This is a genomic window from Telluria sp. ZT3P26 (assembly GCF_059686035.1).
Genome location: NZ_JCASII010000004.1, coordinates 258,761 through 282,554, shown reverse-complemented (window position 1 = coordinate 282,554; position 23,794 = coordinate 258,761). Strand labels below are relative to the sequence as shown.

Annotated in this window: 20 protein-coding genes; 5 read left to right on the top strand and 15 right to left on the bottom strand. The window is 65.5% G+C overall.

Annotated features, from left to right (window positions below; all coding sequences use genetic code 11):
- Nucleotide 1 precedes the first annotated feature (1 nt).
- From murC to mraZ, 11 genes are read right to left on the bottom strand one after another with little or no spacing between them, the layout of a single operon-like run.
- A complete protein-coding gene (gene murC, locus AC56LN_RS15005; RefSeq protein ID WP_499572846.1) occupies nt 2-1,390 on the bottom strand; it encodes a UDP-N-acetylmuramate--L-alanine ligase in 1,389 nt (462 codons plus the stop codon).
- Nucleotides 1,387-2,472, bottom strand: a complete 1,086-nt coding sequence (gene murG / locus AC56LN_RS15000) for an undecaprenyldiphospho-muramoylpentapeptide beta-N-acetylglucosaminyltransferase (RefSeq protein ID WP_499572844.1) — start codon at nt 2,470-2,472, stop codon at nt 1,387-1,389. The genes murC and murG overlap by 4 nt, the downstream gene beginning before the upstream one ends.
- The gene (ftsW, locus tag AC56LN_RS14995; RefSeq protein ID WP_482897497.1) at nt 2,469-3,686 is read right to left on the bottom strand and encodes a putative lipid II flippase FtsW; all 1,218 of its coding nucleotides are present in this window, start codon (nt 3,684-3,686) and stop codon (nt 2,469-2,471) included. The genes murG and ftsW overlap by 4 nt, the downstream gene beginning before the upstream one ends.
- A complete protein-coding gene (gene murD, locus AC56LN_RS14990) occupies nt 3,686-5,179 on the bottom strand; it encodes a UDP-N-acetylmuramoyl-L-alanine--D-glutamate ligase (RefSeq protein ID WP_499572842.1) in 1,494 nt (497 codons plus the stop codon). The genes ftsW and murD overlap by 1 nt, the downstream gene beginning before the upstream one ends.
- Nucleotides 5,179-6,348: a phospho-N-acetylmuramoyl-pentapeptide-transferase gene (gene mraY, locus AC56LN_RS14985; protein ID WP_499572840.1), complete on the bottom strand. Its 1,170-nt coding sequence runs from the start codon at nt 6,346-6,348 to the stop codon at nt 5,179-5,181. The genes murD and mraY overlap by 1 nt, the downstream gene beginning before the upstream one ends.
- Before the next feature lies 1 nt (nt 6,349).
- Complete coding sequence (locus tag AC56LN_RS14980; protein WP_499572838.1) at nt 6,350-7,720, bottom strand: UDP-N-acetylmuramoyl-tripeptide--D-alanyl-D-alanine ligase; 1,371 nt, start codon at nt 7,718-7,720, stop codon at nt 6,350-6,352.
- Nucleotides 7,720-9,255 carry a UDP-N-acetylmuramoyl-L-alanyl-D-glutamate--2,6-diaminopimelate ligase gene (locus AC56LN_RS14975; protein WP_499572836.1) on the bottom strand — a complete coding sequence of 512 codons (1,536 nt, stop codon included), beginning with the start codon at nt 9,253-9,255 and terminating at the stop codon, nt 7,720-7,722. The genes AC56LN_RS14980 and AC56LN_RS14975 overlap by 1 nt, the downstream gene beginning before the upstream one ends.
- Nucleotides 9,255-11,030 carry a peptidoglycan D,D-transpeptidase FtsI family protein gene (locus AC56LN_RS14970; protein WP_499572834.1) on the bottom strand — a complete coding sequence of 592 codons (1,776 nt, stop codon included), beginning with the start codon at nt 11,028-11,030 and terminating at the stop codon, nt 9,255-9,257. The genes AC56LN_RS14975 and AC56LN_RS14970 overlap by 1 nt, the downstream gene beginning before the upstream one ends.
- Nucleotides 11,027-11,299, bottom strand: a complete 273-nt coding sequence (gene ftsL, locus AC56LN_RS14965; protein WP_482897491.1) for a cell division protein FtsL — start codon at nt 11,297-11,299, stop codon at nt 11,027-11,029. Before ftsL ends, AC56LN_RS14970 begins: the two co-directional genes overlap by 4 nt.
- A complete protein-coding gene (gene rsmH / locus AC56LN_RS14960; RefSeq protein WP_499573295.1) occupies nt 11,296-12,255 on the bottom strand; it encodes a 16S rRNA (cytosine(1402)-N(4))-methyltransferase RsmH in 960 nt (319 codons plus the stop codon). Before rsmH ends, ftsL begins: the two co-directional genes overlap by 4 nt.
- 7 nt (nt 12,256-12,262) lie before the next feature.
- Nucleotides 12,263-12,691 carry a division/cell wall cluster transcriptional repressor MraZ gene (gene mraZ, locus AC56LN_RS14955; RefSeq protein WP_482900174.1) on the bottom strand — a complete coding sequence of 143 codons (429 nt, stop codon included), beginning with the start codon at nt 12,689-12,691 and terminating at the stop codon, nt 12,263-12,265.
- A 503-nt stretch (nt 12,692-13,194) separates the two neighbouring features.
- Between mraZ and AC56LN_RS14950 the strand changes: the two genes are divergently transcribed.
- The 4 genes from AC56LN_RS14950 (at nt 13,195) to udk (ending at nt 15,634) form a co-directional block, all read left to right on the top strand.
- Nucleotides 13,195-13,830, top strand: coding sequence for a response regulator (locus tag AC56LN_RS14950; protein ID WP_482897490.1), 636 nt, complete (start codon nt 13,195-13,197; stop codon nt 13,828-13,830).
- A 150-nt stretch (nt 13,831-13,980) separates the two neighbouring features.
- The gene (locus tag AC56LN_RS14945) at nt 13,981-14,370 is read left to right on the top strand and encodes a response regulator transcription factor (protein ID WP_499572832.1); all 390 of its coding nucleotides are present in this window, start codon (nt 13,981-13,983) and stop codon (nt 14,368-14,370) included.
- Nucleotides 14,371-14,653: 283 nt separating this feature from the next.
- On the top strand, nt 14,654-14,911 hold the full coding sequence (locus tag AC56LN_RS14940; RefSeq protein ID WP_499572830.1) for a hypothetical protein: 258 nt from the start codon (nt 14,654-14,656) through the stop codon (nt 14,909-14,911).
- Nucleotides 14,912-14,992: 81 nt separating this feature from the next.
- Nucleotides 14,993-15,634 carry a uridine kinase gene (udk, locus tag AC56LN_RS14935; protein WP_482897487.1) on the top strand — a complete coding sequence of 214 codons (642 nt, stop codon included), beginning with the start codon at nt 14,993-14,995 and terminating at the stop codon, nt 15,632-15,634.
- A 24-nt stretch (nt 15,635-15,658) separates the two neighbouring features.
- Here udk and AC56LN_RS14930 read toward each other — a convergent pair whose 3' ends face one another.
- A complete protein-coding gene (locus AC56LN_RS14930; RefSeq protein ID WP_499572828.1) occupies nt 15,659-16,066 on the bottom strand; it encodes a response regulator in 408 nt (135 codons plus the stop codon).
- 130 nt (nt 16,067-16,196) lie between these two features.
- A complete protein-coding gene (locus AC56LN_RS14925; protein WP_499572826.1) occupies nt 16,197-17,756 on the bottom strand; it encodes a sensor domain-containing diguanylate cyclase in 1,560 nt (519 codons plus the stop codon).
- A gap of 270 nt (nt 17,757-18,026) precedes the next feature.
- Between AC56LN_RS14925 and AC56LN_RS14920 the strand changes: the two genes are divergently transcribed.
- The gene (locus AC56LN_RS14920) at nt 18,027-20,321 is read left to right on the top strand and encodes a putative bifunctional diguanylate cyclase/phosphodiesterase (RefSeq protein WP_499572824.1); all 2,295 of its coding nucleotides are present in this window, start codon (nt 18,027-18,029) and stop codon (nt 20,319-20,321) included.
- Between the two features lie 19 nt (nt 20,322-20,340).
- On the opposite strand, the gene AC56LN_RS14915 is transcribed toward AC56LN_RS14920, so the two are convergent.
- Together AC56LN_RS14915 and AC56LN_RS14910 are read right to left on the bottom strand one after the other, a co-directional pair.
- The gene (locus tag AC56LN_RS14915) at nt 20,341-21,348 is read right to left on the bottom strand and encodes a Csu type fimbrial protein (protein ID WP_499572822.1); all 1,008 of its coding nucleotides are present in this window, start codon (nt 21,346-21,348) and stop codon (nt 20,341-20,343) included.
- A 4-nt stretch (nt 21,349-21,352) separates the two neighbouring features.
- Complete coding sequence (locus AC56LN_RS14910) at nt 21,353-23,794, bottom strand: fimbria/pilus outer membrane usher protein (RefSeq protein WP_499572820.1); 2,442 nt, start codon at nt 23,792-23,794, stop codon at nt 21,353-21,355.

Genomic DNA, 23,794 nt, shown 5'->3' with positions numbered 1-23,794 from the left:
CTCAGCCTTTCGCGTTGGTCAGTTGTTGCGGAATACCGCTGATCGAGCCGGCGCCCATCGTCAGCACGACGTCACCGTCGCGCGCCACGTTCATGATGGCGTCGCGCATCTCGGTGATCGACTCGACGAAGATCGGCTCGATCTTGCTGGAGGTCCGCAGCGCGCGCGCCAGTGCGCGGCCGTCGGCGGCCACGATCGGCGCTTCGCCGGCCGGATACACGTCGGCCAGCAGCAGCACGTCGGGCGTGGCCAGCACCTTGACGAAGTCTTCGAACAGGTCACGCGTGCGGCTGTAGCGGTGCGGCTGAAAGGCCAGCACGAGGCGCCGGCCCGGGTAGGCGGCGCGCGCGGCGGCCAGCGTGACTTCGGTTTCCACCGGGTGGTGGCCGAAGTCGTCGACCAGCGTGAAGCTGCCGCCGGACGCCAGCGCCACGTCGCCGTAGCGCGTGAAGCGGCGCCCCACGCCGCGAAATTCCAGCAGGCCCTGGGCGGTGGCCGCATCGTCGATGCCGATTTCGCGCGCGATGGCAATCGCCGAGCAGGCATTCAGCACATTGTGCATGCCGGGCTGGTTCAGCACGAACTTCGTGTCGGCATAGCCTTCCTGGCGCACGGTGAAGTGCATGTGGGTGCCGTCGGCATACGCGTCCAGGGCGCGCACTTCGGCTTCTTCGGAAAAACCGTAGGTGGTGACCGGCTTGGTCACCTGCGGCAGGATCTCGCGCACGTGCTTGTCGTCGATGCACAGCATCACGCGGCCGTAGAACGGCAGGCGGTGCGTGAAGTGCACGAATGCGGCCTTGAGTTTCTCGAAGTCGTGCTCGTAGGTTTCCATGTGATCGGCGTCGATGTTCGTGATCACTTCGATCATCGGCGACAGGTTCAGGAACGACGCGTCCGATTCGTCGGCTTCGGCCACGATGTAGTCGCCGCTGCCCAGCGCCGCATTGGCGCCGGCGGCGGTCAGGCGGCCACCGATGACGAAGGTCGGATCGAGTCCGCCCTGCGCCAGCACCGATGCGACCAGGCTGGTCGTCGTCGTCTTGCCGTGGGTGCCCGCGATCGCGATGCCGCGCTTCAAACGCATCAGCTCGCCCAGCATGATCGCGCGCGGCACCACCGGCACTTTATTGGCGCGCGCGGCCACCACTTCCGGGTTGGCTTCGTTCACGGCGGTCGAGGTCACTACGACGTCGGCGCCCGCCACGTGGTCTTCGTGGTGGCCCAGGTGCACGGTCGCGCCCAGGTCGGCCAGGCGCTGGCTGGCCGCATTGCTGCCCAGGTCCGAGCCCGACACCTTGTAGCCGAGATTGAGCAGCACTTCGGCGATGCCGCTCATGCCACTGCCGCCGATGCCCACGAAGTGGATGTTCTTGATCTTGTGTTTCATGCTGCTTTTACCCTTGCTGCCAGTTGTTCGAGTTCGCGCGCGATCGCCTCGTTGGCGTCGCGCTGGCCGACGCGTGCCGCCGCCTGCGCCATGGCCAGGCATTGCTCGCGCGTCGTTTGCATTAGCGCTTTCATACGTTCTGGATTCAGTTCACCCTGCGGCAGGTGCACGGCCGCGCCTTGCCCGTCCATCCAGATCGCGTTGTCGCGCTGGTGGCTCGTGGTGCTGGCCACGAACGGCACCAGCACGCTGGCCACGCCGGCCGCCGTCAGTTCGGATACCGTGATCGCACCGGCGCGGCAGATCACCAGATCGGCGTCGGCGTACGCCGCAGCCATATCATCGATGAAGTCGACCACATTGGCCCGCACGCCAGCGCGCGCATACGCGGCGCGCAGTGCATCGATGTTCTTCTTGCCCGACTGGTGCGTGACGATTGGCCGTGCCGCCGGGTCGATCAGGGCCAGGGCTGCCGGCACGCCGTCGTTGAGCACCTTGGCGCCCAGGCTGCCGCCCACGACCAGCACGCGCAGCACGCCCGTGCGGCCAGCGAACCGTTCTGCGGGCGCTGGCAGATCGAGGATCTGCTGGCGCACCGGGTTGCCCGTGACGACCGCCTTGCCGGCGGCCTTGCCGAAATCGGCCGGAAAACCAAACAGCACGCGCTGCGCCAGCGGCGTCAGGGTCTTGTTCGACAACAGCAGCGCGGCGTCGGCATTGATCAGTGCCAGCGGGACGCCGGCGGCGCGCGCCATCATGCCGCCTGGCACTGTCACGTAACCGCCCATGCCCAGCACCACGTCGGGCCGGCGCGCGGCCAGGTAGCGGCGGCAGGTCGCAAACGCGGCCGCCATCTTGAACGCGCCCTTGATCGTGTGCGCCAGGCCTTTGCCGCGCAGGCCGGCGAAGTCGATCGTGTCCATCGCGATGCCGGCTTTCGGCACCAGATCGGTTTCCATGCCGTGGGCGGTGCCCAGCCAGCTCACGTCCCAGCCGCGCGCGCGCATCGTCTGCGCAATCGCGATGCCGGGGAAGATGTGGCCACCGGTGCCGGCGGCCATGATCATCAGCTTTTTGGTCATGTGCGGCCTCCGCGCATCCGCACGCGATTTTCGTAATCGATGCGCAGCAGGATCGCCAGGCCGACGCAGTTGAACAGCACGCCCGAGCCGCCAAAGCTCATCAGCGGCAAGGTCAGGCCCTTGGTAGGCAACAGGCCCAGGTTCACGCCCATATTGATGAAGGTCTGCACGCCGATCCAGATGCCGATGCCTTTCGCGGCCAGGCCGGCGAACACCTGTTCGAGCGCGATCGCCTGGCGGCCGATGTCAAAGGCGCGCTTGACGAGCCAGTAGAACATCGCCACCACGACCAGCACGCCGGCCAGGCCCAGTTCTTCGCCGATGACGGCCATGATGAAGTCGGTGTGCGCTTCGGGCAGGTAGAACAGTTTTTCGACCGAGCCACCCAGGCCCACGCCGAAGATCTCGCCGCGCCCGAATGCGATCAGCGAGTGCGTCAGCTGGTACGCCTTGTCCAGGGCATTGCCCTCTTCCCACGGGTTCAGGTAAGCGAACATGCGCGCACGGCGGAACGGCGACAGCGCGATGATCGCGCTGAAGATCACGACCAGCAGCGCGCCGATGCCGCCGAACCAGATGATGTTGATCCCGCCCAGGAACAGGATGCCCATGGCGATGCAGACGATCACGCCGAAGGCGCCCAGATCCGGCTCCATCAGCAAGAGGCCACCCACGAGGCCAATGGCCACGACCATCGGCACGAAGCCCTTGGTCAGCTTGTGCATGTACTCTTGCTTCCTCACCGTGAAGTCGGCCGCGTATAGCACCACGGCAATCTTCATGATCTCGGATGGCTGCACCATGAACACCTTCAGCGACAGCCAGCGGCGCGCGCCGTTGACCGACACGCCCAGGCCCGGAATCAGGACCAGCACCAGCAGCACCAGCGTGCCGATGAAGATCATCGGCGCATGCCGTTGCCAGACCGCGATCGGCACGCGGAATACGACCGCGGCCGCCACCATCGAGACGAGGATGTAGACCGCCTGGCGGTACAGGAAGTATTCGTTGCGGTCCTGCAGGTAGCGGAATTTTGGCGAATCGGGCAGCGCAATCGACGCCGAGTACACCATCACCATCCCGAACAGCATCAGGAGCAGCGTGACCCAGACCAGCGGCTGGTCGTAATCCATCATTTTGGACGGCCGGCTGCGCCCGTCGACGGTGGCGTCGACGGCGTTGCCGGAAAACTTGAAGGGCAGCTGGAAGGCCATCAGATCTCCTGCCCTTTATCGAGTGCGATGTCGCGCACGGTGTCGACGAACACCTGCGCGCGGTGCGCATAATTCGTGAACATGTCCAGGCTGGCGCACGCTGGGGACAGCAGTACCGCGTCGCCGGCACGCGCCAGGCCGGCCGCGCGGCGCACGGCCTGCGGCAGATCGTCGAGGTCGAACGCCGGCACGCCGGTCGCATCGATCGCGGCGCGCACGGCGGGCGCATCGCGGCCGATCAGCAGCACGGCGCGGGCATATGCCGCTACCGGCTGGGCCAGCGGCGCAAAGTCCTGGCCCTTGCCGTCGCCACCGGCGATCAACAGGATCTGCTGGTCGGCGCCGGCGAAGGCTTTGCCCAGCCCCTGCAGCGCGGCGACCGTGGCGCCGACATTGGTGCCCTTGCTGTCGTCGTAATAGTCGACGCCGTCGATGGTGGCCACCAGCTCGACACGGTGCGGTTCGCCCGCATACTCGCGCAAGCCGTGCAGCAGCGGCGCGAGTGGCAGGCCGCAGGCGCGGCACAGGGCCAGCGCGGCCAGCGCGTTGGCGGCATTGTGCAGGCCGCGAATCTTCAGCGCATCGGCCGGCATCAGGCGGCCCACAATGGCGTCGACCTGTTCGCGGATTTCACCGCGTTTCAGTTTCTTGTCGCTTGCCTCGCCTGCCACCGCATTGGCCAGCCACAGCACGCCGCGCTCGTCGATCAGGCCGAAGCTGTCGGCGTCCTTCGGTTCATCGGTCCCGAAGGTAAACAGCGGCGCATCGACCGCCATGCGCATCACGCGCGCATCGTCCCGATTCAGTACACGCACCGTATCCGGGCCGAAGATGCGCGCCTTGTCGGCAGCGTAGGCATCCATCGTGCCGTGCCAGTCGAGGTGATCCTGGGTCAGGTTCAGCACTGTGGCGGCGTCGGCCTGCAGGCTGAAGGTGGTATGCAACTGGAAGCTGGACAATTCCAGCACCCAGGCTTGCGGCAACTCGTTCGCATCGATCGACTCGCGCAGCACATCCAGCGCGGCCGGGCTGATATTGCCGGCCACGCGCGTGCTCAACCCCGCGCGGCGGCACAGCAGACCGGTCAGGCTCGTCACCGTCGTCTTGCCGTTGGTGCCCGTGATCGCGATGACTTTCGGCGCGTAGCCGTTGGTCTCGCGCAGGTGCGCCAGCGCCTGGGCAAACAATTCGATCTCGCCCCAGACAGGGATGTCGCGCGTAGCAGCGGCCGGCATGATGGCGGCCAGTTCGCGATCCGGGGCCAGGCCCGGGCTGACGGCGACGAAATCGACGCCATCGAGCAGGTCGGCGCCAAATTCGCCGGCGACGAACTGTGCATCGGGCGCGGCCGCGCGCAGCGCCGGCAGGCGTTGCGGCTCAAGACGCGTATCGGCCACGCGCACGCGTGCGCCGCCCCGCGCGAGCCAGTGCGCCATCGCGAGCCCGGATTCACCGAGGCCCAGTACCAGTGCGAGTTTGCCGTCGTAGTTCATCAACGCAGTTTCAATGTGGAGAGGCCAACCAGAATCAGCACGATGGTCACGATCCAGAAGCGGACCACGACCTTGGTTTCGTTCCAGCCTTTTTGTTCAAAGTGGTGGTGCAGCGGTGCCATCAAAAATACGCGGCGGCCGGTGCCATAGCGCTTCTTCGTGTACTTGAACCAGGTCACCTGGATGATCACCGACAGCGTTTCAGCGACGAACACGCCGCCCATGATGAACAGGACGATTTCCTGGCGCACGATGACGGCGATGGTGCCCAGTGCGCCGCCAAGGGCCAGCGCGCCGACGTCGCCCATGAACATCTGGGCCGGGTGTGCGTTGAACCACAGGAAGGCCAGGCCCGCGCCGGCCATCGCGCCGCAGAAGATCAGCAGTTCGCCGGCGCCCGGGATGTACGGGATCAGCAGGTATTTCGAGAACGTCACGCTGCCGGTGAGATAGGCGAACAGGCCCAGGGCCGCGCCGACCATCACGGTCGGCATGATCGCCAGGCCATCGAGGCCGTCGGTGAAGTTCACGGCATTCGACGCGCCCACGATCACGCAATAGGTCAGCGCGATGAAGCCCCAGACGCCCAGCGGATAGCTGATGGTCTTGAAGAACGGGACGATCAGGTCGGCCTTCGGTGGCAGGCTCATCGAGAAGCCCGACTGCACCCAGGCATAGAACAGCTGCGCGACTTCCCATGGGTTGGCGGCCGAGACCGAGAACGCCAGGTACAGGGCCGAGGCGATGCCGATCAGCGACATCCAGAAGTATTTTTCGCGCGAGCGCATGCCTTCCGGGTCCTTGTAGACCACCTTGCGGTAGTCGTCGACCCAGCCGACGGCGCCAAAGCCCATCGTCACGACCAGCACCGGCCAGATCAGCCGGTTCGACAGGTCGCACCACAGCAGCGTCGAGATGCCGATTGCGATCAGGACCAGCACGCCACCCATCGTCGGGGTGCCATGCTTGGTCAGGTGGCTTTGCGGGCCGTAGGTGCGCACGGCCTGGCCGACTTTCAGTTCGGTCAGTCTGCGGATGACGATCGGGCCGGCCACCAGGCCGATAGTGATGGCCGTGATGGTGGCGAACACCGCGCGGAACGTGAGGTAGTTAAACACGCGCAGCGGACCGATATAGTCCTGGAAGTATTGTGCGAGCCAGAGAAGCATATTAGTGGGCGTCCTTGCCAAGGGGGGTTGATCCGGTCAGGTGCTGGACCACGCGTTCCATCTTCATGAAACGCGAGCCCTTCACCAGCACAGTCGCGTCCGTATTGCTGCCCAGTTTTTTATCCAGTGCTGCCAATAACTCGTCGAACTGCTCGTAATGCTGTGCTCCCGACGCGGCCAGATGGCGCGCCAGCTCGCCCGTCGCGAGCACGGTGTCGATGCCACGCGTCTGTGCATAAGCCCCGATTTCTTCGTGAAATTCTTTTCCCTGCGCGCCGACTTCGCCCATGTCGCCCACCACCAGGATGCGCGGCGCAGGATACGCGGCCAGCACGTCGATGGCAGCGCGCATCGAATCGGGATTGGCGTTGTAGGTATCGTCGATGACGGTCGCGCCGCCGGCGGCCTGCTTGCGCTGCAGGCGCCCGCCGACCGGTGCGAAGGCTTCGAGGCCGCGTACGATTGCGTCCGGTTTGACACCGGCACCCAGCGCGCAGGCAATCGCGGCCAGCGCATTGCGCACATTGTGTTCGCCGGCCGCAGCCAGCTTGATGGCAAACTGCACGCCGCGCGCGTTCACCTGCAGGTCGCTGCCGAAGCCGTTGCTCGTGTAGTCGGCGCGCACGTCGCAGGTATCGCCGAGGCCAAACGTGATGACGTCGCAAGCGGCCAGGCCGCGCCACAGGCCGGTGTACTGGTCGTCGCCCGGGAACACAGCCACGCCGTTTGGCGCCAGCGCCTGGAGCACCGCGCCGTTTTCGCGCGCCACTGCTTCCACGGTGTGCATGAATTCCTGGTGCTCGCGCTGCGCATTGTTCACCAGCGCGACCGTCGGCGCGGCGATGGCCGCCAGGCGCGCGATCTCGCCCGGGTGGTTCATGCCCAGCTCCACGACTGCCGCGCGATGGGTTGCCGTCAGGCGGAACAGCGTGAGCGGCACGCCGATCTCGTTGTTCAGGTTGCCCTGCGTGGCCAGGCGCGCGCTCTCGCCCACCGCCGCCGCCAGGATCGACGCGATCATTTCCTTGACCGTCGTCTTGCCGTTGCTGCCGGTGACGCCGATGACGGGCAGCTCGAAGCCGGTGCGCCAGGCATGCGCGATGCGGCCCAGCGCAACCAGCGTGTCGGGCACCACGATCGCCGGCAGCGTCCAGCCGTCCGGCAGCGATGACACCACGACGGCCGCGACGTCGCGCGCCGCGACCTGGTCGAGGAAATCGTGGGCGTCGAACGATTCGCCGCGCAGCGCGACAAACAGCGCGCCGGCGTCGACCTTGCGGCTGTCGGTCGACACGCCGCCAAAGGCGACATCCGCGCCGACGAGGCGCGCGCCGGGAATGGCCGCCACGAGTTTTGCCAACGTACCTTGCATCAATGCGTCCTCAACATGGTAAGCCGCGCCGTCAATGCCAGCGACGCGTGGTCCGTATCCGAGAACGGCATCTTGCGTCCCTTGATTTCCTGATAGGGCTCATGGCCCTTCCCGGCCAGCAGGATCACGTCCTGCTTGGCGGCCTGTTTGACCGCCAGCAGGATGGCCGACGCGCGGTCTTCCACCGTCTGCAGGCGCGAGGCCGGGGCATTGGCATCCATCCCCGCCACGATCTGGGCGATGATGGCCGCTGGTTCTTCGCTGCGCGGGTTGTCGCTGGTGACCAGCACATGGTCGGCGGCCTGCGCGATGCGGCCCATCTGCGGGCGCTTGCCCGGATCGCGATCGCCCCCGCAGCCAAACACGCACCACAGCTGGCCGCCGCGGTCAGCCGCCACCTGGCGCAGCGCGTCAAGGGTTTTTTCCAGTGCGTCCGGCGTGTGCGCGTAGTCGATCACGACCATCGGTGCATCCTGCCCGCCCATCTGCTGCATGCGGCCCGGCGCCGGCACCAGCGATTCGATCGCCTCGACCGCGCTTTTGAGCGGCACGCCGCGCGCCAGCAAGGCGCCCAGCACCGCCAGCGTGTTGCTGACGTTGTAGTTGCCCACCAGGCGGCTGCGGATGGTCGCGCTGCCCGCCGGTGTCTCGACCTGGCATTCGGTGCCTGCGTTCTTGCTGCGCATGCCGCTGGCGCGCAGGACGGCCACGCCATCCGGCGCAGCCGCGGTTGCGTCGAGCGTATAGCCCGTCACGACCAGTGCCGGGAAATTCGCGCGCAGATGCGCCACCAGGCGCTGCCCGGCCGCATCGTCGAGGTTCACGATCGCGTGCTTCAGGCCCGGCCACTCGAACAGCTTGACCTTGGCCGCTTCGTAGCTGGCCATGTCGCCATGGAAGTCGAGGTGGTCGCGCGTCAGGTTCGTGAAGATCGCCACGTCGACATGCATGCCGGCCGTCCGCTCCTGCACCAGGCCAATGGACGAGGCTTCGATTGCCAGCGCCGTGACGCCCTTGCCGTTCAGGTCCGCCAGCGTCTGCGCCAGCAGCACCGCGTCCGGCGTCGTGTAGCCGGTGACGTCGAATTGCGCTTCGGTCTTGGCCTTGGGGGCGATGACGCCCACGCCCAGCGTGCCGATCACGCCGGCGGTCTCGCCCAGGCGCGCCAGCGCCTGCGCGGTCCACAATGCGCACGAGGTCTTGCCGTTGGTGCCGGTGACGGCGACGGTGAACATCGCGCTGTCCGGCTGGCCCAGCACCGCGTGCGCGATCGGGCCGGCCAGCTGCCTGAGGCCCGTCACGGCCAGGTGCGGCGTCGTGACTGTTTCAGGCCAGGTGAAGTCCTGGTCGTCATACACGATGGCGGCGGCGCCCGCGTCGGCAGCGGCGCCAATGAAGCGGCGGCCATCCTGCGCGTCGCCCGGACAGGCAAAGAACACGTCGCCCGGCTGCACGCGGCGCGAGTCGGAAACGAGACGGCCGCCCGGTGCGGCGGCAGTGATCCAGCTGCGGATGTCGTTCAGGCCTGGGCGCATCACATGCTCTCCTCTAATGGGACTTCCGGAATGATGATGTCCGTGATGGAGGAATCGGGCGGCACGTTGGCCGCGCGCAGCGCGCTCGAGAACAGGTCGGCCGCCGTCGGTGCGGCCACGCTGCCGCCGGTGCGCAGGGCGCCGCTCGGATCATCGACCATCACGGCGATGATGAAGCGCGGCTTGGACATCGGCCCGATGCCGGCGAAGTAGCCGATATTGTTGGTGCGCGAGTAGCGGCCGTTGACGATTTTTTCGGCCGTACCGGTCTTGCCGCCGATGCGGTAGCCGGCCACCTGGGCTTTGGACGCCGTGCCTTGCGGGCCGACCACTGATTCGAGCATCGTGCGCACCTGCGCTGCAGTCTTCGGCGAAATCACCTGTTGGCCGACCGGCTCTTCGTTGACCTTCACGAACGACAGCGGAATGATGTCGCCGTTGCGCGCGAAGATCATGTACGAGCGCGCCATCTGCAGCAGCGACACCGACAGGCCGTGGCCGAAGGCCATGTTCGCGTACTCGATCGGGCGCCACGATTTCCATGGCCGCACGCGGCCGGCGGTCGCGCCCGGGAAGCCGAAGCGCGGCGCCTGGCCGTAGCCGACCTTGGTGTACATCTCCCACATCTCCTGCGGCGGGATGCGCTGGGACACCTTGACGGCGCCGATGTTCGACGACTTCTGGATGATGCCGCTGACCGTCTGCACGCCATAGTTGTGGGTGTCGCGAATGCGCTTGCCGGTGATGGTCATCCAGCCCGGGTTGTTGTCGAACACGGTGTCGGGCGTGATGCGGCCCGTGTCCAGGCCCAGGCCGATCGTGATCGGCTTGATCGTCGAACCCGGCTCGAACGTGTCGGTGATGACGCGGTTGCGCAGCTGCTCGCCGGTCAGCTTGGAGCGGTCATTCGGGTTGTAGGTCGGGTAGTTCGCCAGCGCCAGCACCTCGCCCGTATGGACGTCGAGCACCACGGCGGCGCCGGCCTTCGCATTGAACTTCTCGACGGCGTTCTTGATACTGGTAAACGCAATGTACTGCAGCTTGCTGTCGACCGACAGCGTCAGGTCACGGCCCTGGTGCGGTTCGCGGAACATGCCCAGATCTTCGGCGATGTGCCCCAGGCGGTCCTTGATCACGCGGCGGCTGCCAGGCACGCCCATCAGCGTTTTCTGGTGTTGCAGCTCCATGCCTTCCTGGCCCTTGTCTTCCACATTGGTGAAACCGACCAGGTGGGTGACGACTTCGCCCTGCGGATAGAAGCGCTTGTATTCCTTGCGCGTGTCGAGGCCATTGATCTTGAGCTTCTCGATTTCGGCGATCACCGGCATTTCGACCTGGCGTTTCAGGTAGACGAAGGTGCGGTCCGAATCGAGCTTCTTGCGGATGTCGGCTTCGGGTATGTCCAGCAGCTTGGCCAGTGCGGTGATTTTCTCTGGCGGCGAGGCCAGCACGTCCTCGGGGATCGCCCACACGGCGCGCACCGGCAGCGACGTGGCCAGCACGGCGCCGTTGCGGTCGAGGATGCGGCCACGCGTGGCCGGCAGTTCGAGCGTGCGCTCGTAGCGGCTCTTGCCCTGGCTTTGCAGGAACTGGTTCGATACGCCCTGCAGCCAGACGGCGCGCACGGCCAGCGCGGCAAACGACGCAAACAGGATGAACAGCATCAGGCGCGAACGCCAGTCGGGCAGGCGCACCGCGAGCACCGGGCTCTTGGTGAACGCAACGCCCTTCGAGGCAGCAACGCGTGCGCCGGATTTGGAAGCGCCGCGCGTCATGGGGCGCCTTCGGTCAGGTATTGGGTACGGGCCGGCGTCACCGGCGCCATGTTCAGCTCGGAACGGGCGATCTGCTCGATGCGATCATTCTTCGCCAGGCGCGACTGGTCGAGCTGGAGCTGGTCCCAGTCGACGTCGAGCTGGTGCGCGTGCTGCTGCAGGCGTTCGAGTTCGATCAGCAGGTGGCGCGCCTGGTAGCGGGCGTTGACGACCGACAGCGCACAGCCGACCAGCAGCGTGGTAAGAAACACGTTGACCTTCACGCTCATGTCGGCGTTCCCAGGCGTTCAGCGACGCGCAGCACGGCCGAGCGCGAGCGCGGGTTGTCCGATACTTCGGCGTCCGATGGCTTGATCTTCGCGATCAGCTTCATCAACGGCTGCGGCAGGTCGACCGCGCGGATCGGCAGGCGCCGGTCCGGTTGCTCGACATTGGCCTTCGATGCGAAGAACTGCTTGACCATGCGGTCTTCCAGCGAGTGAAAGCTGATCACCGACATGCGGGCGCCGGGCGCGAGCATGCTGTAGGCCGCCGTCAACCCCGCTTCGAGGTCTTCAAGCTCTTGATTGATGAAAATCCGGATAGCCTGAAAGGTCCTGGTTGCCGGATCTTTGCCTTTTTCCCTGCTTTTGACCGTGTTTGCCACGATTGCGGCAAGCTGTCGTGTGGTTGAAATTGGTTCGACTGCGCGGCGAGCAACAATCGCCTTTGCAATCTGAAAAGCAAACCGCTCTTCTCCATAATTGCGTATCACCTTTTCCAAATGGTTTTGCTCTGCCGTCGCGACCCATTCGGCCGCCGACATGCCGCGCGTGGTGTCCATGCGCATGTCGAGGGGGCCGTCCTGGCGGAAGCTGAAGCCGCGGCTCGCGTCGTCGACCTGGGGCGACGAAATGCCCAGGTCAAGCAGGATGCCGTCGACCTGATGAATGCCGCGCGCGGCAAGCGCGTCGGCCATCGTGGCAAAGCTGTCGTGAACAATGCAGAAGCGCGGATCGTCGATCTGCTCCGCGGTTGCAATGGCTTGCGGGTCCTTGTCGAACGCGATCAGGCGCCCTTCCGGCGCCAGGCGCGACAGCAGCAGGCGGCTGTGACCGCCCCGGCCGAAGGTCCCATCTATATACGTACCGGCAGCACGCGCGCCGCTCAGCTCGAGCGCATCGACTGCTTCGTCAAGTAGCACCGTGCGATGCTGATAGTCAGGCACCGTCAAAGAATCCGTCATCGGCGCCTCAGAAAGAAAAATTGGAAAGTACATCCGGCATGCCACCAGCCACGGCTGCGGCCTCGTCCTCGGCCAACCTGGCCGCGTTCCAGATTTCGAAGTGACTGCCCATGCCGAGCATCATCACTTCCTTCTCGAGCCCGACTGCAGCGCGCAGCTCGGGAGAGATCAGGATGCGTCCGGCGCTGTCAAGCTCGACATCGACGGCATTGCCAAGGAAAATGCGCTGCCACGCGCGGGCCGACATCGGCCAGGCAGCGATCTGCTTGCGATGCTCTTCCCACACCGGGCGCGGGAAGAACAACAGGCAGCCCTGCGGGTGCTTGGTCAGCGTCACGCGGCCTTCGCACTGAAGCGTCAAGGCGTCACGATGCTTGGCCGGGATGGACATCCGGCCCTTTGCATCGAGATTGATTGCTGACGCGCCCTGGAACACGTATATGCCTAGCTTGGAAAATTCGGTTGGTCGTTGTTGTCTGGCGCCGGGATCTGGATTTCTTCCCACAAATCGACACTTTTTCACACTGTTTCCCACTTTAGTGGAAGCAATGTTGACGGTCAAGCGAATTCCCAACGGTGCATTCCTAATTTTGCCAATGAAACCAATGACTTAGACGCTTATTCGGGGTACTCGACAATTCAAAATCTCCCTTTAAATTAGGGACTTAGCAGTCACAGTGAAGGTCGGGCCTCATTTGGAAACACCATCTTTACGTTTGTGCCTGCACAAGGCAAAGAATGATATTGACGTAAAGTAACAACTGGCACCTGCCTCCAATCACTGTACGGGCATCCAGCACTCTCATGCACCCCAAGAACTTGCCAATGCGCTATGCTCCGCTTTGACATCCCGAATACCGACTTTTGGTTTGGTAAACTTGTCATTTCCCAGGTTAACTATTTTGACTTTGGGAAACTTAAAACGTAACATCGGCAAATATGAAAAATTCACTCGACCTGCAACCGGCCGTACCGTACAACGCCGCCGAGTATTGCTCGACCAAGGAAGCGGCCGCCGTCCTCGGCGTGTCGCACCGCACGGTGCAGTTGTGGGTGGAGAACGGCACGCTGCAGGCGTGGCGCACGGCAGGCGGCCATCGCCGCATCACGCTCGAATCGGTCAACCGCCTGGTCGACGGGCGCCGCATTGCCATCGCCGCCCATGCACCGCGCCCGGTCGCGCCGGTTGCCCCGGTATCGACGACGCGCCGCGTGCTGGTGGTGGATGATGATCCCCTGATGCTGCGCCTGTACGAGCTGGAAATGGCCGGCTGGGGCATGGACCTGGATGTCGTCAAGGCCAACAATGGCTTCGAGGCCCTGATCCGCATCGGCGAAGAGCGCCCTGACCTGCTGGTCAGCGACCTGAACATGCCAGGCATGGACGGGTTTCGCATGATCCGCACGCTGCGCGAGGACAGCGGCAGCGCCGGCATGAGCATGATCGTCGTCAGCGGCCTGGACCGCGCAACGATCAAGGCCATGGGCTTGCCAGCCGATATCCCGGTCTTCCCCAAGCCAGTGCCGTTTGGCGAACTGCGGGTCGCTGTCGAACACGGCCTGGCGCGCGCTTGATCAGGCACTGAACTGCTATGCTCGGCGCACCGACGCGCCTTCCATGCCCCCCATCCATGACCGCCACCCAGGCCTTCCTGCCCGCCCTTCCGACGCCGTCGCCCGTCCGGCCCGGCGCACGCATCCAGTCTCGCCGGTGGGAGCACGCCGATGCCCGCTAACACCATTCTTGTTGTCGATGACCAGGACGAACTGCGCCTGCTGATCTCGCTGAGCCTGCAAACGCTGGGCCGCATCGTCGAAGCATCCAACGCCGAACAGGCGCTCGCCCTGTTTGCCGCCGAGCGGCCCGACGTGGTCGTGCTCGACATCTGGCTTGGGCCCGGTGCCAGCGGGCTCGACGTCTGCGCCCGGCTGCGGCAGGATCCGGCCAATGCCGGTGTCAAGATCGTCCTCCTGTCGGCCTGTGGCCAGCAGAGCGACGTGACCGCCGGCATGGACGCCGGCGCCGATCTCTACATCGTCAAGCCCTTCAGCCCGATCGAGTTGATCGATGCGGTGACAGGGTTGCTGGCGAATTCCCCTGAAAATACGGTTTGATATTTCTATTTTGAAATATATGTTGCTTTTAGAGACTATTCTCTAATTCATCGCGAAATCCGTAAAACCGACAATATCTTTAGTATTCCATCAAGTTTTTTGCTGTGTATGCTTCGTATTGACGATGCATCCCGCCGATCCGGCAAATCAATTCCGTCAAACCAGAAATTCCGCTAGATTCTGCACGCGCGTCACTGCGTGACCGGTTCGCGCATGCTGTCGTCAAACTGGCTATGATGGGCTTCATCGTCGATCTCCCGGCTAATTGCCTCCAATACATAGCATGCCACGCGCCGCCCGTTTCCTTGCCACCCTGCTCGCCATTGCCACGCTGCCGCTGTCGGCTGGTGCAGATGCGCACGTGGTGTCGGCAAGCTTCGAAGCGCGCCTCACGGTAGTGGCAACCTGCTCGATCGATGCCGGCGCCGCCGTGCAGGTGCACTGCGCCAGCCCGGCCACGCCGTATCGCCTCGATGCCCCGGCCGCGCCAATGCTGCACAGCGCCGGCCCGGACGCCGGCCGCGTCACCGTCTACTTTTGACCCACTGATCACTGATATGTGCGCAAGGCCCTCGCCGGCCCTGCCCTGTCGGCCTGCGCGCCGCTCCGGTATCATGCGCGGATGAACTCCATTCCCTTTACGCCGTTCGTCATCGGTGTCGCCGGTGGCAGCGGCAGTGGCAAGTCCACGGTGTCCCAGCAGGTCCTGGCGTCGTTCGGCGCCGACATGGTCTCGATCGTGATGCAGGACGATTACTACCGCGACCAGTCCGACCTTCCGCCCGAAGTACGCCGCAAGCAGAACTACGATCATCCGCACGCATTCGACTGGCCATTGCTGATCCAGCATGTCCAGGCCTTGCGCAATGGCGAAGCGATTGCGATGCCCGAATATGATTTCACGATCGACAACCGCTCGGACAAGACCATCCCCGTCACACCGGCACCGGTGATCGTGGTCGAAGGGTTGTTTGCCCTGTATGACGCCGACCTGCGCGACATGATGTCGCTGAAGATCTTTGTCGATACGGCGTCCGACGTGCGCTTCATCCGCCGCATGCAGCGCGATATCGCCGAACGGGGCCGTTCGCTGGAGAGCATCGTCGGCCAGTACCTGGACACGGTGCGGCCGATGCACAAGCAGTTCATCGAGCCCACCAAGCGCAATGCCGACGTGATCCTGCCCCATGGCGCGAACGGCCCGGCAGTGGACATGATCACCACCAAGGTTGCAAGCATTATCGGCCGCTCGAAGCGGCGCTGAACCGGTGGCGCGCGCAGGCCACCGTCAGAGGCGCACGTGCTTTTCGACGGTGGCCTGCAGCACGGCCTTGTACTGCGCCAGGTCGGCCGACTTGTGGACATAGTCGGCAGCGCCGAGCTGACGCGCCCGGTCGCGGTCGGCGTCGAGATCCGAGTTGGTCAGGATGATCAGCGGCACGTCGTGCTGCAACTGGTAGCCGCGCATCAGGATCATCGTCTCGAATCCATCCATCCGGGGCATCTTCAGGTCCATCAGGATCAGGTCGAAATGACGGTCCTTCATCAGCACCAGCGCATCCCAGCCGTCGCGCGCGACATCGACCTCGAACCGGCCGTCGTACTTTCCCAGCGCCTGCAGCGTGAATTCGGCGTCGAACGCGAGATCGTCGACCACCAGGATCACTTTTTTGGCAACATTGTCTGTGTTGGTCATGGCACGGTTCGACGCCAGGTGCGTCGCTTCATGAGGTCCTGCGGGGCATCGGTATCATCGGTGCAGTATAGACGAGCCATTGCGCTGGCGCTGGCGCCGGGCTGAAACAGCGCCCGACAACCGGTTGTTACTACGCCGCGGCGGCCAGGCGATTGCGCCCTTCCATCTTGGCCTGGTACAGCAGGCGGTCGGCGGCCTCGATGCAGGCCAGCGGTGTCCCGCAGGTCGGCTCGGCCTGATCGCAGGTATGCACCCCGAGACTGATGGACACGTGGCCGTAGGCACTCCCCTCGTGCGCCAGGCCGAGCGCCTGCACGGCGCAGCGGATGTTCTCGGCCACCGCGCGGGCGCCGTCGTTGTCGGTATCCGGCAGGATGATCGCGAACTCTTCGCCGCCATAGCGCGCCGTCAGGTCGGTCGGGCGCCGCGGCCCTGATGCGATCGCCTCGGCAACCCGGCGCAGGCACGCGTCGCCGGCGACGTGGCCATAGCGGTCATTGAACTTCTTGAAATGGTCGACATCGAGCAGGATCAGGGAAAACGGCAGCCCGCTGCGCCGCCCGCGTTCGTATTCCAGGGCCAGCACTTCATCGAAGCGGCGCCGGTTGGCCAGCCCGGTCAGGGCGTCGACATCGGCCAGGTGGCGCAGCGATACATTGTGCAATTCGAGCGCACTGCGCGCCGCACGCAGTTCGGACTCCAGCGCCTCGCGCAGGCGCAACTGGCTGATCATGCGGTGCCCTCCCCAGCCGAGCATGCACACGGCGAACACGACGACGCAGCTCATCTTGATCACCGCCATCCACCAGCCGTCCAGGATTTCGTCCTTCGCCTGGGCCGTCGCCACCAGCAGCGGAAAGCCGTCCAGGTGGCGGTAGCTGTAGAGGCGCTCGACGCCATCGATCCTGGCAACCATCATCGCGGTGCCGACCGGGCCCGATTTGGCATAGGTCTGAAACACGGGGCCGTTCTTGATGCTCGTTCCCACCATCGCGGCATTGAAAGGGCGGCGGTACAGCAAGGTGCCGTCATCGATGGCCAGGATGATCGTGCCGGTGCGGCCGACATCGAAACTGTCGTAGAACTTGCCGAAGAAATCGAGATTGAGCGAGGCCATCGCGACGCCGCCGAAACTGCCATCGGGGCGATTGATCCGGCGCGACACGGGAATGGTCTGGATGCCCGTCGAACGGCTGAAGATCGGCTTGCCGATGCGCGTGCCCAGGTCGGTATGGGTCATGTGATACCGAAAATACTCGCGGTCCAGGATGTTGCCCGGCAATACCGATGGCAGCGAGGTCGCCAGGCGCTTGCCCTCGGCGTCGTAGATGTACACCTCCCGCACCTCTTCGCTGGTGCGGGTGATGCGCGCCATCCGCGCATGCAGGCGCTCGAGATCGAGCGGCGTGGTCGCCGACAGCTCGACCCGTTCGACCATCTCCGCCAGGACCGAGTCGGCGACCGTCAGCGAGCGCTCGGCGTGCGACGCCAGCGCTCGCGCCATGTTTTCGGTGCTGATTGCCGTCTGGTCCAGTTCGCCCTGGCGCGAGGCCCACAAGCTCCACGCATGCAGGCCGATCAGCAACAGGCAAAAGCCTGCCATCAGAACGATCGACCGCACGACCAGCGGTTTGCGCCGCTCGTCAAGGCGTTGCAGGCGGAGCACATCGAGATCGGCGGTGGGTGGCATGGGCAGGTGCAGTACGGCAGGTGAGATTATTTCCCGACAGCTTAATAGTTATCGTGAGAAATGTATTGCCGAGAAGAACGTAAACTCGTGCTCTGTTCATGGCTTAAGACACATGCAATCACGACGAACATGGGCTTGACAGCGCTGGTCGCAAATGCGCAACACGATGGCAACAAGCGCCGTGTGCCGCCCGGAAATCAGGATACAAAGTGATAGAATCTTTCTCAAATGAAATTAAAATGACAATCGTTGTAATAATGGACAGCCTGGATGCCTCATAGAATCAATCAGGACTTGCTGAGGTGGCGCGTACGCGCGTTTGCCACGCTGATGTCAGCAGTGCTGGTACTGGCGCTGGTCGTTGCCGTGCCGAACGCGCTGGTCGCCGCCTATCAGGGCTACCCGCAGGTCGCCTTGATGGACACCCTCGCACTGGTATGGATCCTGGCGCTCTGGCGTCTCGACCGCCTGCCGCACACGACCAGGGTAATCAGCTTCCTTGCCATGATGTTTTTCGTCGGCGTCGGTTCGATCGTGATGGTCGGCGCGGTCGGCCTATGCTACCTTCTTGCCACACCCGTCATCGCCGTGATTCTGCTGGGCCAGCGCGCTGCGTATGCGACGATCGCGGCCGGCGCGCTCTCGATGGTGGGACTTGGCATGGCCGGCTACAGCGAGCTCACCATTGGCAACTTCGCGCGTGACTCGGTCGTGGGCGCGCTGATTTTCACGCTGAACTATGTGTGCGTCGGCACGCTGGGGACGCTGACGGCGGGCAGCGTGCTCAAGGGTTTGTCACGTTCGCTGAACAAGGCTGACGCCGTGTCCGAATCCCTCGAGCAGGAACGCATCGCACTGCGCCGTGTGAACCAGGAATGGCGCCTGACCTCGGCGGCGCTCGCGGGCTTGCACGACATGGTGCTGATCGTCCAGGCGATTCCCGGGAAAGCCTCGCACCAACCGATCATCTTCGCGAATGCTTCCTTCGAGCGCCACAGCGGTTACCGCGTCGACGAAATCATCGGACGCAGCCTGTATGCGTTGCACGGACCGGAAACCTGCACCGACACCGTCGCCGCCCTGGCCGATGCGATGGGACGCTATGAACCCGCGTCGGCGCAACTGGTCAATTACACGAAAGCCGGCGAACCCCGCTGGGTGGAAGTCGATATCGTGCCGTTCGCCAGCGAAGGGGGACCAATCACGCACTGGGTTGCCGTTGGCCGTGACATCACCGAAAAGCGGCAGTCCGCCGAATCGATCCGCAAGCTGGCGTTCTACGACGTGCTGACCGAACTGCCGAACCGGCGCCTGCTGATGGAACGCCTGAGCGCCCTGGTCGACAAGGCGCATCACGGTAACGGCATCGGCGCCGTGCTGTACCTCGATCTGGACAATTTCAAGAGCGTCAACGATGCGCGCGGCCATGCAACCGGCGACGCCTTGCTGAAACACGTGGCCGGCATCCTGCGCGAGACCGTCCACCGGCGCGACACCGTGGCGCGCCTGGGAGGCGACGAATTCGTCGTGCTGGCCGAGGATCTTGGCGACGACGCCAGTGCGGCCACTGCGGCCGCACTGGCACTGGCCGAGCGCGTCGGCACTGCCCTGCGCCGCCCCGTCGACATCGATGGCCAGGTCTACCAGTCATCGGGAAGCGTTGGCATTTCGCTGCCTATCCGCCTTGAACACACCGCCCAGGACCTGCTGCGCGAAGCCGATACGGCGATGTACCACGCCAAGGCAGCGGGCCGCAATGGCGCCGCGCTGTTCGAGACGACCATGCTCGCCGCTGCCGAAAATACGCTGATGCTCGAACGCGACCTGGGCAACGCGCTCGAGAACGACGAATTTGCCCTGCATCTGCAGTTGCAGGTCAGTCCCGACGGCCAGCCGATCGGTGCGGAATCGCTGCTGCGCTGGCGCCGCGCCGACGGCGTGCTGGTGCCACCCAATGTGTTCATTCCGATTGCCGAAAAAACCGGGCTGATCGTACCGCTGGGCACCTGGGTGCTGCGCCAGGCCTGCCTGTCCTGGCTGCGCCTGTCGCATGCCGGCCATGCGCTGCCGCTGTCGATCAACGTCAGCCCGCGCCAGTTCCAGCAAGCCGACTTCGTCGACGTGGTGCGCTCGGTCCTCGCCGAGACGGGCGTGCCCGCCTCCCAGCTGATCTTCGAACTGACCGAAGGCCTGCTGGTCGAGAACATGGATGCGACCGTCGTGCGGATGAACATCCTGGCCGAGATGGGCATCCGGTTCTCGATCGACGACTTCGGCACCGGCTACTCGAGCCTGGCCTATCTGCAGAAAATGCCACTGTACGAACTGAAGATCGACAAGGGCTTCATGCGCGACATGCCCCACGACGTGAATGGCACCGCGCTGGTCAAATCGATCCTCGCGATGGCCGGCCAGCTCGGCCTGCGCGTGGTCGCCGAAGGCATCGAAACCCGGGAACAGGCGCAGTTCCTGGCATCGCACGGCAAGCCGTGCATGCAGGGCTTCCTGTTCTGCCGCCCGATGCCGCTGGGCGAACTGATCAGCCAGCTCGACGCCGCGGCCTGAGCGGCGCAGCAGCGTTCCGTCAGAACATCAGCAGCACCGTCACCGTATCGCGGTAATCGCCTGGCGTCGGGGCGCGCTGGCGCGGCACGATCCCGTGCATCATGACGGCCTGCGCGCTGCCAGTGCCGATACCGCTGTAGACCGTGGTACCCACCAGCCCGTCGCCCCAGGCCGGGCCGTCGGGCGTGGCCGAGATCCGGTAGGTCAGCGTCTCGCCGGTCACGCTGTTCTTCATCGTGCGCGCGCCCGGATTGCCGGACACCCCGCCGTTCAGCGCGATCTGGTACGTGCTGTTGGCGGTGCAGGCCACGCTGAGCGGCGCGCTGATGCGCTGGTCGGTGATCGGGCTGCCGCTGGCAAAGGCCAGATTGCTGGTGCTGATCAGACAATTGTTGACCGCCGTGGCGCGCGCCTGGAACGAGAATGCCGTGCTGGCGCCGGCCGTGCACGGCACGCTGCCAAAGCCGTACTGCACGGTGCCATGGCCGGCGAAGCTGGCGCCATAGACCGTGTCGGCATTGCCGACCGTGGGCACACCCACCAGGCTCGCCGCCGGAATCCTGCCGTACACGGTGAAGCTTTGCGTTACCCCGCCCAATCCCAGCAAGCCCACCAGCGTCCCGTTGATCGGTCTGGCGCCAATGGTGCTGGCCGTGCTGCCCCATATCTTGGCCGCCGTGTACGAGCTGTCGGTGTAGAGATTGAAGGCCATGCGGTTGCTGCCATTCAGCAGGTAGCGCGGGGCGCCGGTACCGCCCCCCGGGCCGACGCCCAGATTGACGCAGACGTTCGCCGCCGGCAGCAGCAGTGCATTGGTGCCGATGGTCCAGTAGCAGGTGACGGTCAGCGTGCCGCTGGCCGTGACGTCGCTGCCCGCGATCGGACTGACCACGCCGAAGTCGACGTCAGTCATCGCAGCCACGCAGTTGTCGGCGCGCGCCGCGGTGGCGGCCAGCAACCACAGCGTGACGGTCATCAGGAGCAGGCGGCACAGGCGTGGCGCAAGTGGGCGGCAGATTGCGGTCATTTGGTCATTCTCCTTGCAGGGGCTGGCAAACCAGCGGTCCGATCACGGGCAGTTCGCCCGCCACCGGCTTGTAGTCGAAACGTACTTCGCACACCGCCTTGCCGCTGCCGACGCGCACGCGGTTCTGCGCGCGCAAGCCTTCGATGAACAGCACGCCATCGTACCCGACCATCGCCGTCAGTTCGCTGCCATCCAGGCGCGCGAGCGTGCCGACGTCGGGCACGGTGCCATCGGCGCGTACCAGCGTGAGCGTTGCGGCCGCGTAGCGCTCGATCGCGAAGCGCGCCACCACGCCGGCGTTCTGGCGCGGGACGATCTCGAGCAGTGTGTGCGGGATGCGGGTATCGGACGGCAGCGACGATGGATCGATCGCGATCCGGCTGGCGGCGTACGGTTGCAGGTCGGGCACCAGCAGGCGCCCGTGGCGGTCGGTGCGGCCGATCGGGCGATTGTCCTGCAGCACCGGCAGGCCGGGCACGCCGCTCGAGACGAGCGCAAAGCCGCGGCCGACATTGCGCGCCGTGAGCACGGCGCCGTCCATCGCGACGATGGCGCCGCTGACATCCAGGCTCGTGTTGCGGCTGTCGCCGACACGCTGGGTCGAGACGATCGCGCGACCGTGCGCGCCCAGGTATTGCAGCTGGGCCTGGTCGTAGCGCTGCGGGCCGGTCTTGCCGGTCTGCACGGCCCAGCCGAGGCCGCCATCGAAGTCCGGCGCGCGCCCCATCGACAGCGACGCCACCTGCTCGCCGCGCTGGCGCCCCGCACTGGCATTGACGGCCACGCGCGAATCGAAGGCCATGCTGAACGTGGCCGTGATGCCCCGTTCGGCACGCCGCTCGAGGTCCTGGAACGCGCCCAGGCTGAAGTAGCCGCGCAGGCCGACGCTGCGCGACCAGGCCAGCGACACGGTGCGCGTCACCTGGGTCGGGGTCGGGGCCTGTGCAGTCAGCCCGCCCAGCGGGTTGCCGAACGGATCGATCAGCGGCGCGCCGCCGGCCACCAGTGGCGTACGCAGCCCGATCAGGTTGAGACTGAAGCTGTTGCCGCCGAACGCGGTGCTGATGCTGGCCCGGTCGAGCGCGCGCGGCACCGGCGTGCCTTCGAGCGTGCCCAGGTCGCCGAAGCCGGCGCTGGCGCGGATCGATTGCAGGTCGAGTGCGAAGCGCGGCGACACATACTGGTAGCCGAGCGTGGCTTGCCAGCCACGATAGCGACCGGCGCTAACCGCCAGTGCGCCGCTGGCCACGCCGGCGCCGGGCACGCGCGCCAGCACGCCACCGCCCACCAGCACCTGCCCCTTGCCGGCCTCGGCATGCCCTTCCAGCGTCAGGCGGTCGGTCCAGCCGTGGCGCACCGAGCCCACCGCCGCCGGACCGCCGTAGCGGAACGATGCCACGCCGTAGTCGCGCCGCAGCGCCCCGAGCGACACGGCGAAATCGGTCAGGCCGCGCGCCAGCAAGCGCGTGTCGACATACAGCGGCAACGTGGTGGCGATTTCGCGCCCCAGCGCATCGCGCGTGATGACGGTGGCCTGGCCGGCACCGTTCAGGCCCGCCACCTGGTCGACCACGAACGGGCCGGTCGGCACGCTGCTGCTGAACTGGCGCACATTGTTGACGAACAGGTCGACGCTCGTGGGGACGACGGCCGACCCGGCAATCGAGGCCACCGGATAGGTCACGAGATCCGGGCGCAGCTCGAAATTGCGGCGCCACTCGATGCCGCCCAGGCGCAGCGCGCGCGACCAGCTCAGCGCCGGGGTCACCGTGTCGCCCAGTTGCACGGTGGTCAGGCGGTCCTGGTTGGCGTGGGTCCAGGTGGTGTCGTAGCGCGTGTAGCCGCGCTCCTCGCCGCGCAGGATGGCCGCGCCGGTGCTGCTCAGGCTGCCGCGCGGATCGAAATAGCGCAGGTCGAGGTTGCTGGCGACCGAGCCGCCGCTGCTCTGGGCGAACACGTTGTAGTTCAGGAGCATGCCACGGCTGGCCTGGCCGGCGCCGCTGGCGCGCACCGTGCGCGCGCTGAGCACGCGCGCGACGCGCAGGCGATCCGCCAGGGTCAGCGCCAGCGTCTGGGCGGCGCTGTCGTAGCGCCAGGTCATGCCGTCGATCTCGCCGAGCAGAAAATCGGTGCGGTCAGCCACGCCGAAGCGCGCCGGGTCCAGGCCCAGTTCGCGCAGGCTTTCGACCGTCATGCGCAGGCTGGCGCCCTCCTGCATCACGGAGACAAGCAGGCCCGTGGGCTGGCCGTCGATCGACACGTCCAGGTACAGTTCACTGGGTTGGGCGACGACGAGACCGGCCTGCGCGTCGGGCGCGGCTGGCGAAGCAGCCACCATGGCAGCCGCCACGGCGATGGGCGTGACGGGTGTGATGGTGAGGGCCAGCAGGCAGGTGGACAGGGACGACGACCTCAGGCCCCGCCACGCCCGGTGGCGCGTGTGCAT

Bases quoted from the DNA above. Each gene is read 5' to 3' on its own strand.
- murC (WP_499572846.1), bottom strand. From the start codon at position 1,390: ATGAAACACAAGATCAAGAACATCCACTTCGTGGGCATCGGCGGCAGT.
- murG (WP_499572844.1), bottom strand. From the start codon at position 2,472: ATGACCAAAAAGCTGATGATCATGGCCGCCGGCACCGGTGGCCACATC.
- ftsW (WP_482897497.1), bottom strand. From the start codon at position 3,686: ATGGCCTTCCAGCTGCCCTTCAAGTTTTCCGGCAACGCCGTCGACGCC.
- murD (WP_499572842.1), bottom strand. From the start codon at position 5,179: ATGAACTACGACGGCAAACTCGCACTGGTACTGGGCCTCGGTGAATCC.
- mraY (WP_499572840.1), bottom strand. From the start codon at position 6,348: ATGCTTCTCTGGCTCGCACAATACTTCCAGGACTATATCGGTCCGCTG.
- AC56LN_RS14980 (WP_499572838.1), bottom strand. From the start codon at position 7,720: ATGCAAGGTACGTTGGCAAAACTCGTGGCGGCCATTCCCGGCGCGCGC.
- AC56LN_RS14975 (WP_499572836.1), bottom strand. From the start codon at position 9,255: ATGCGCCCAGGCCTGAACGACATCCGCAGCTGGATCACTGCCGCCGCA.
- AC56LN_RS14970 (WP_499572834.1), bottom strand. From the start codon at position 11,030: ATGACGCGCGGCGCTTCCAAATCCGGCGCACGCGTTGCTGCCTCGAAG.
- ftsL (WP_482897491.1), bottom strand. From the start codon at position 11,299: ATGAGCGTGAAGGTCAACGTGTTTCTTACCACGCTGCTGGTCGGCTGT.
- rsmH (WP_499573295.1), bottom strand. From the start codon at position 12,255: ATGACGGATTCTTTGACGGTGCCTGACTATCAGCATCGCACGGTGCTA.
- AC56LN_RS14950 (WP_482897490.1), top strand. From the start codon at position 13,195: ATGAAAAATTCACTCGACCTGCAACCGGCCGTACCGTACAACGCCGCC.
- AC56LN_RS14945 (WP_499572832.1), top strand. From the start codon at position 13,981: ATGCCCGCTAACACCATTCTTGTTGTCGATGACCAGGACGAACTGCGC.
- AC56LN_RS14940 (WP_499572830.1), top strand. From the start codon at position 14,654: ATGCCACGCGCCGCCCGTTTCCTTGCCACCCTGCTCGCCATTGCCACG.
- udk (WP_482897487.1), top strand. From the start codon at position 14,993: ATGAACTCCATTCCCTTTACGCCGTTCGTCATCGGTGTCGCCGGTGGC.
- AC56LN_RS14930 (WP_499572828.1), bottom strand. From the start codon at position 16,066: ATGACCAACACAGACAATGTTGCCAAAAAAGTGATCCTGGTGGTCGAC.
- AC56LN_RS14925 (WP_499572826.1), bottom strand. From the start codon at position 17,756: ATGCCACCCACCGCCGATCTCGATGTGCTCCGCCTGCAACGCCTTGAC.
- AC56LN_RS14920 (WP_499572824.1), top strand. From the start codon at position 18,027: ATGCCTCATAGAATCAATCAGGACTTGCTGAGGTGGCGCGTACGCGCG.
- AC56LN_RS14915 (WP_499572822.1), bottom strand. From the start codon at position 21,348: ATGACCGCAATCTGCCGCCCACTTGCGCCACGCCTGTGCCGCCTGCTC.
- AC56LN_RS14910 (WP_499572820.1), bottom strand. From the start codon at position 23,794: ATGCACACGCGCCACCGGGCGTGGCGGGGCCTGAGGTCGTCGTCCCTG.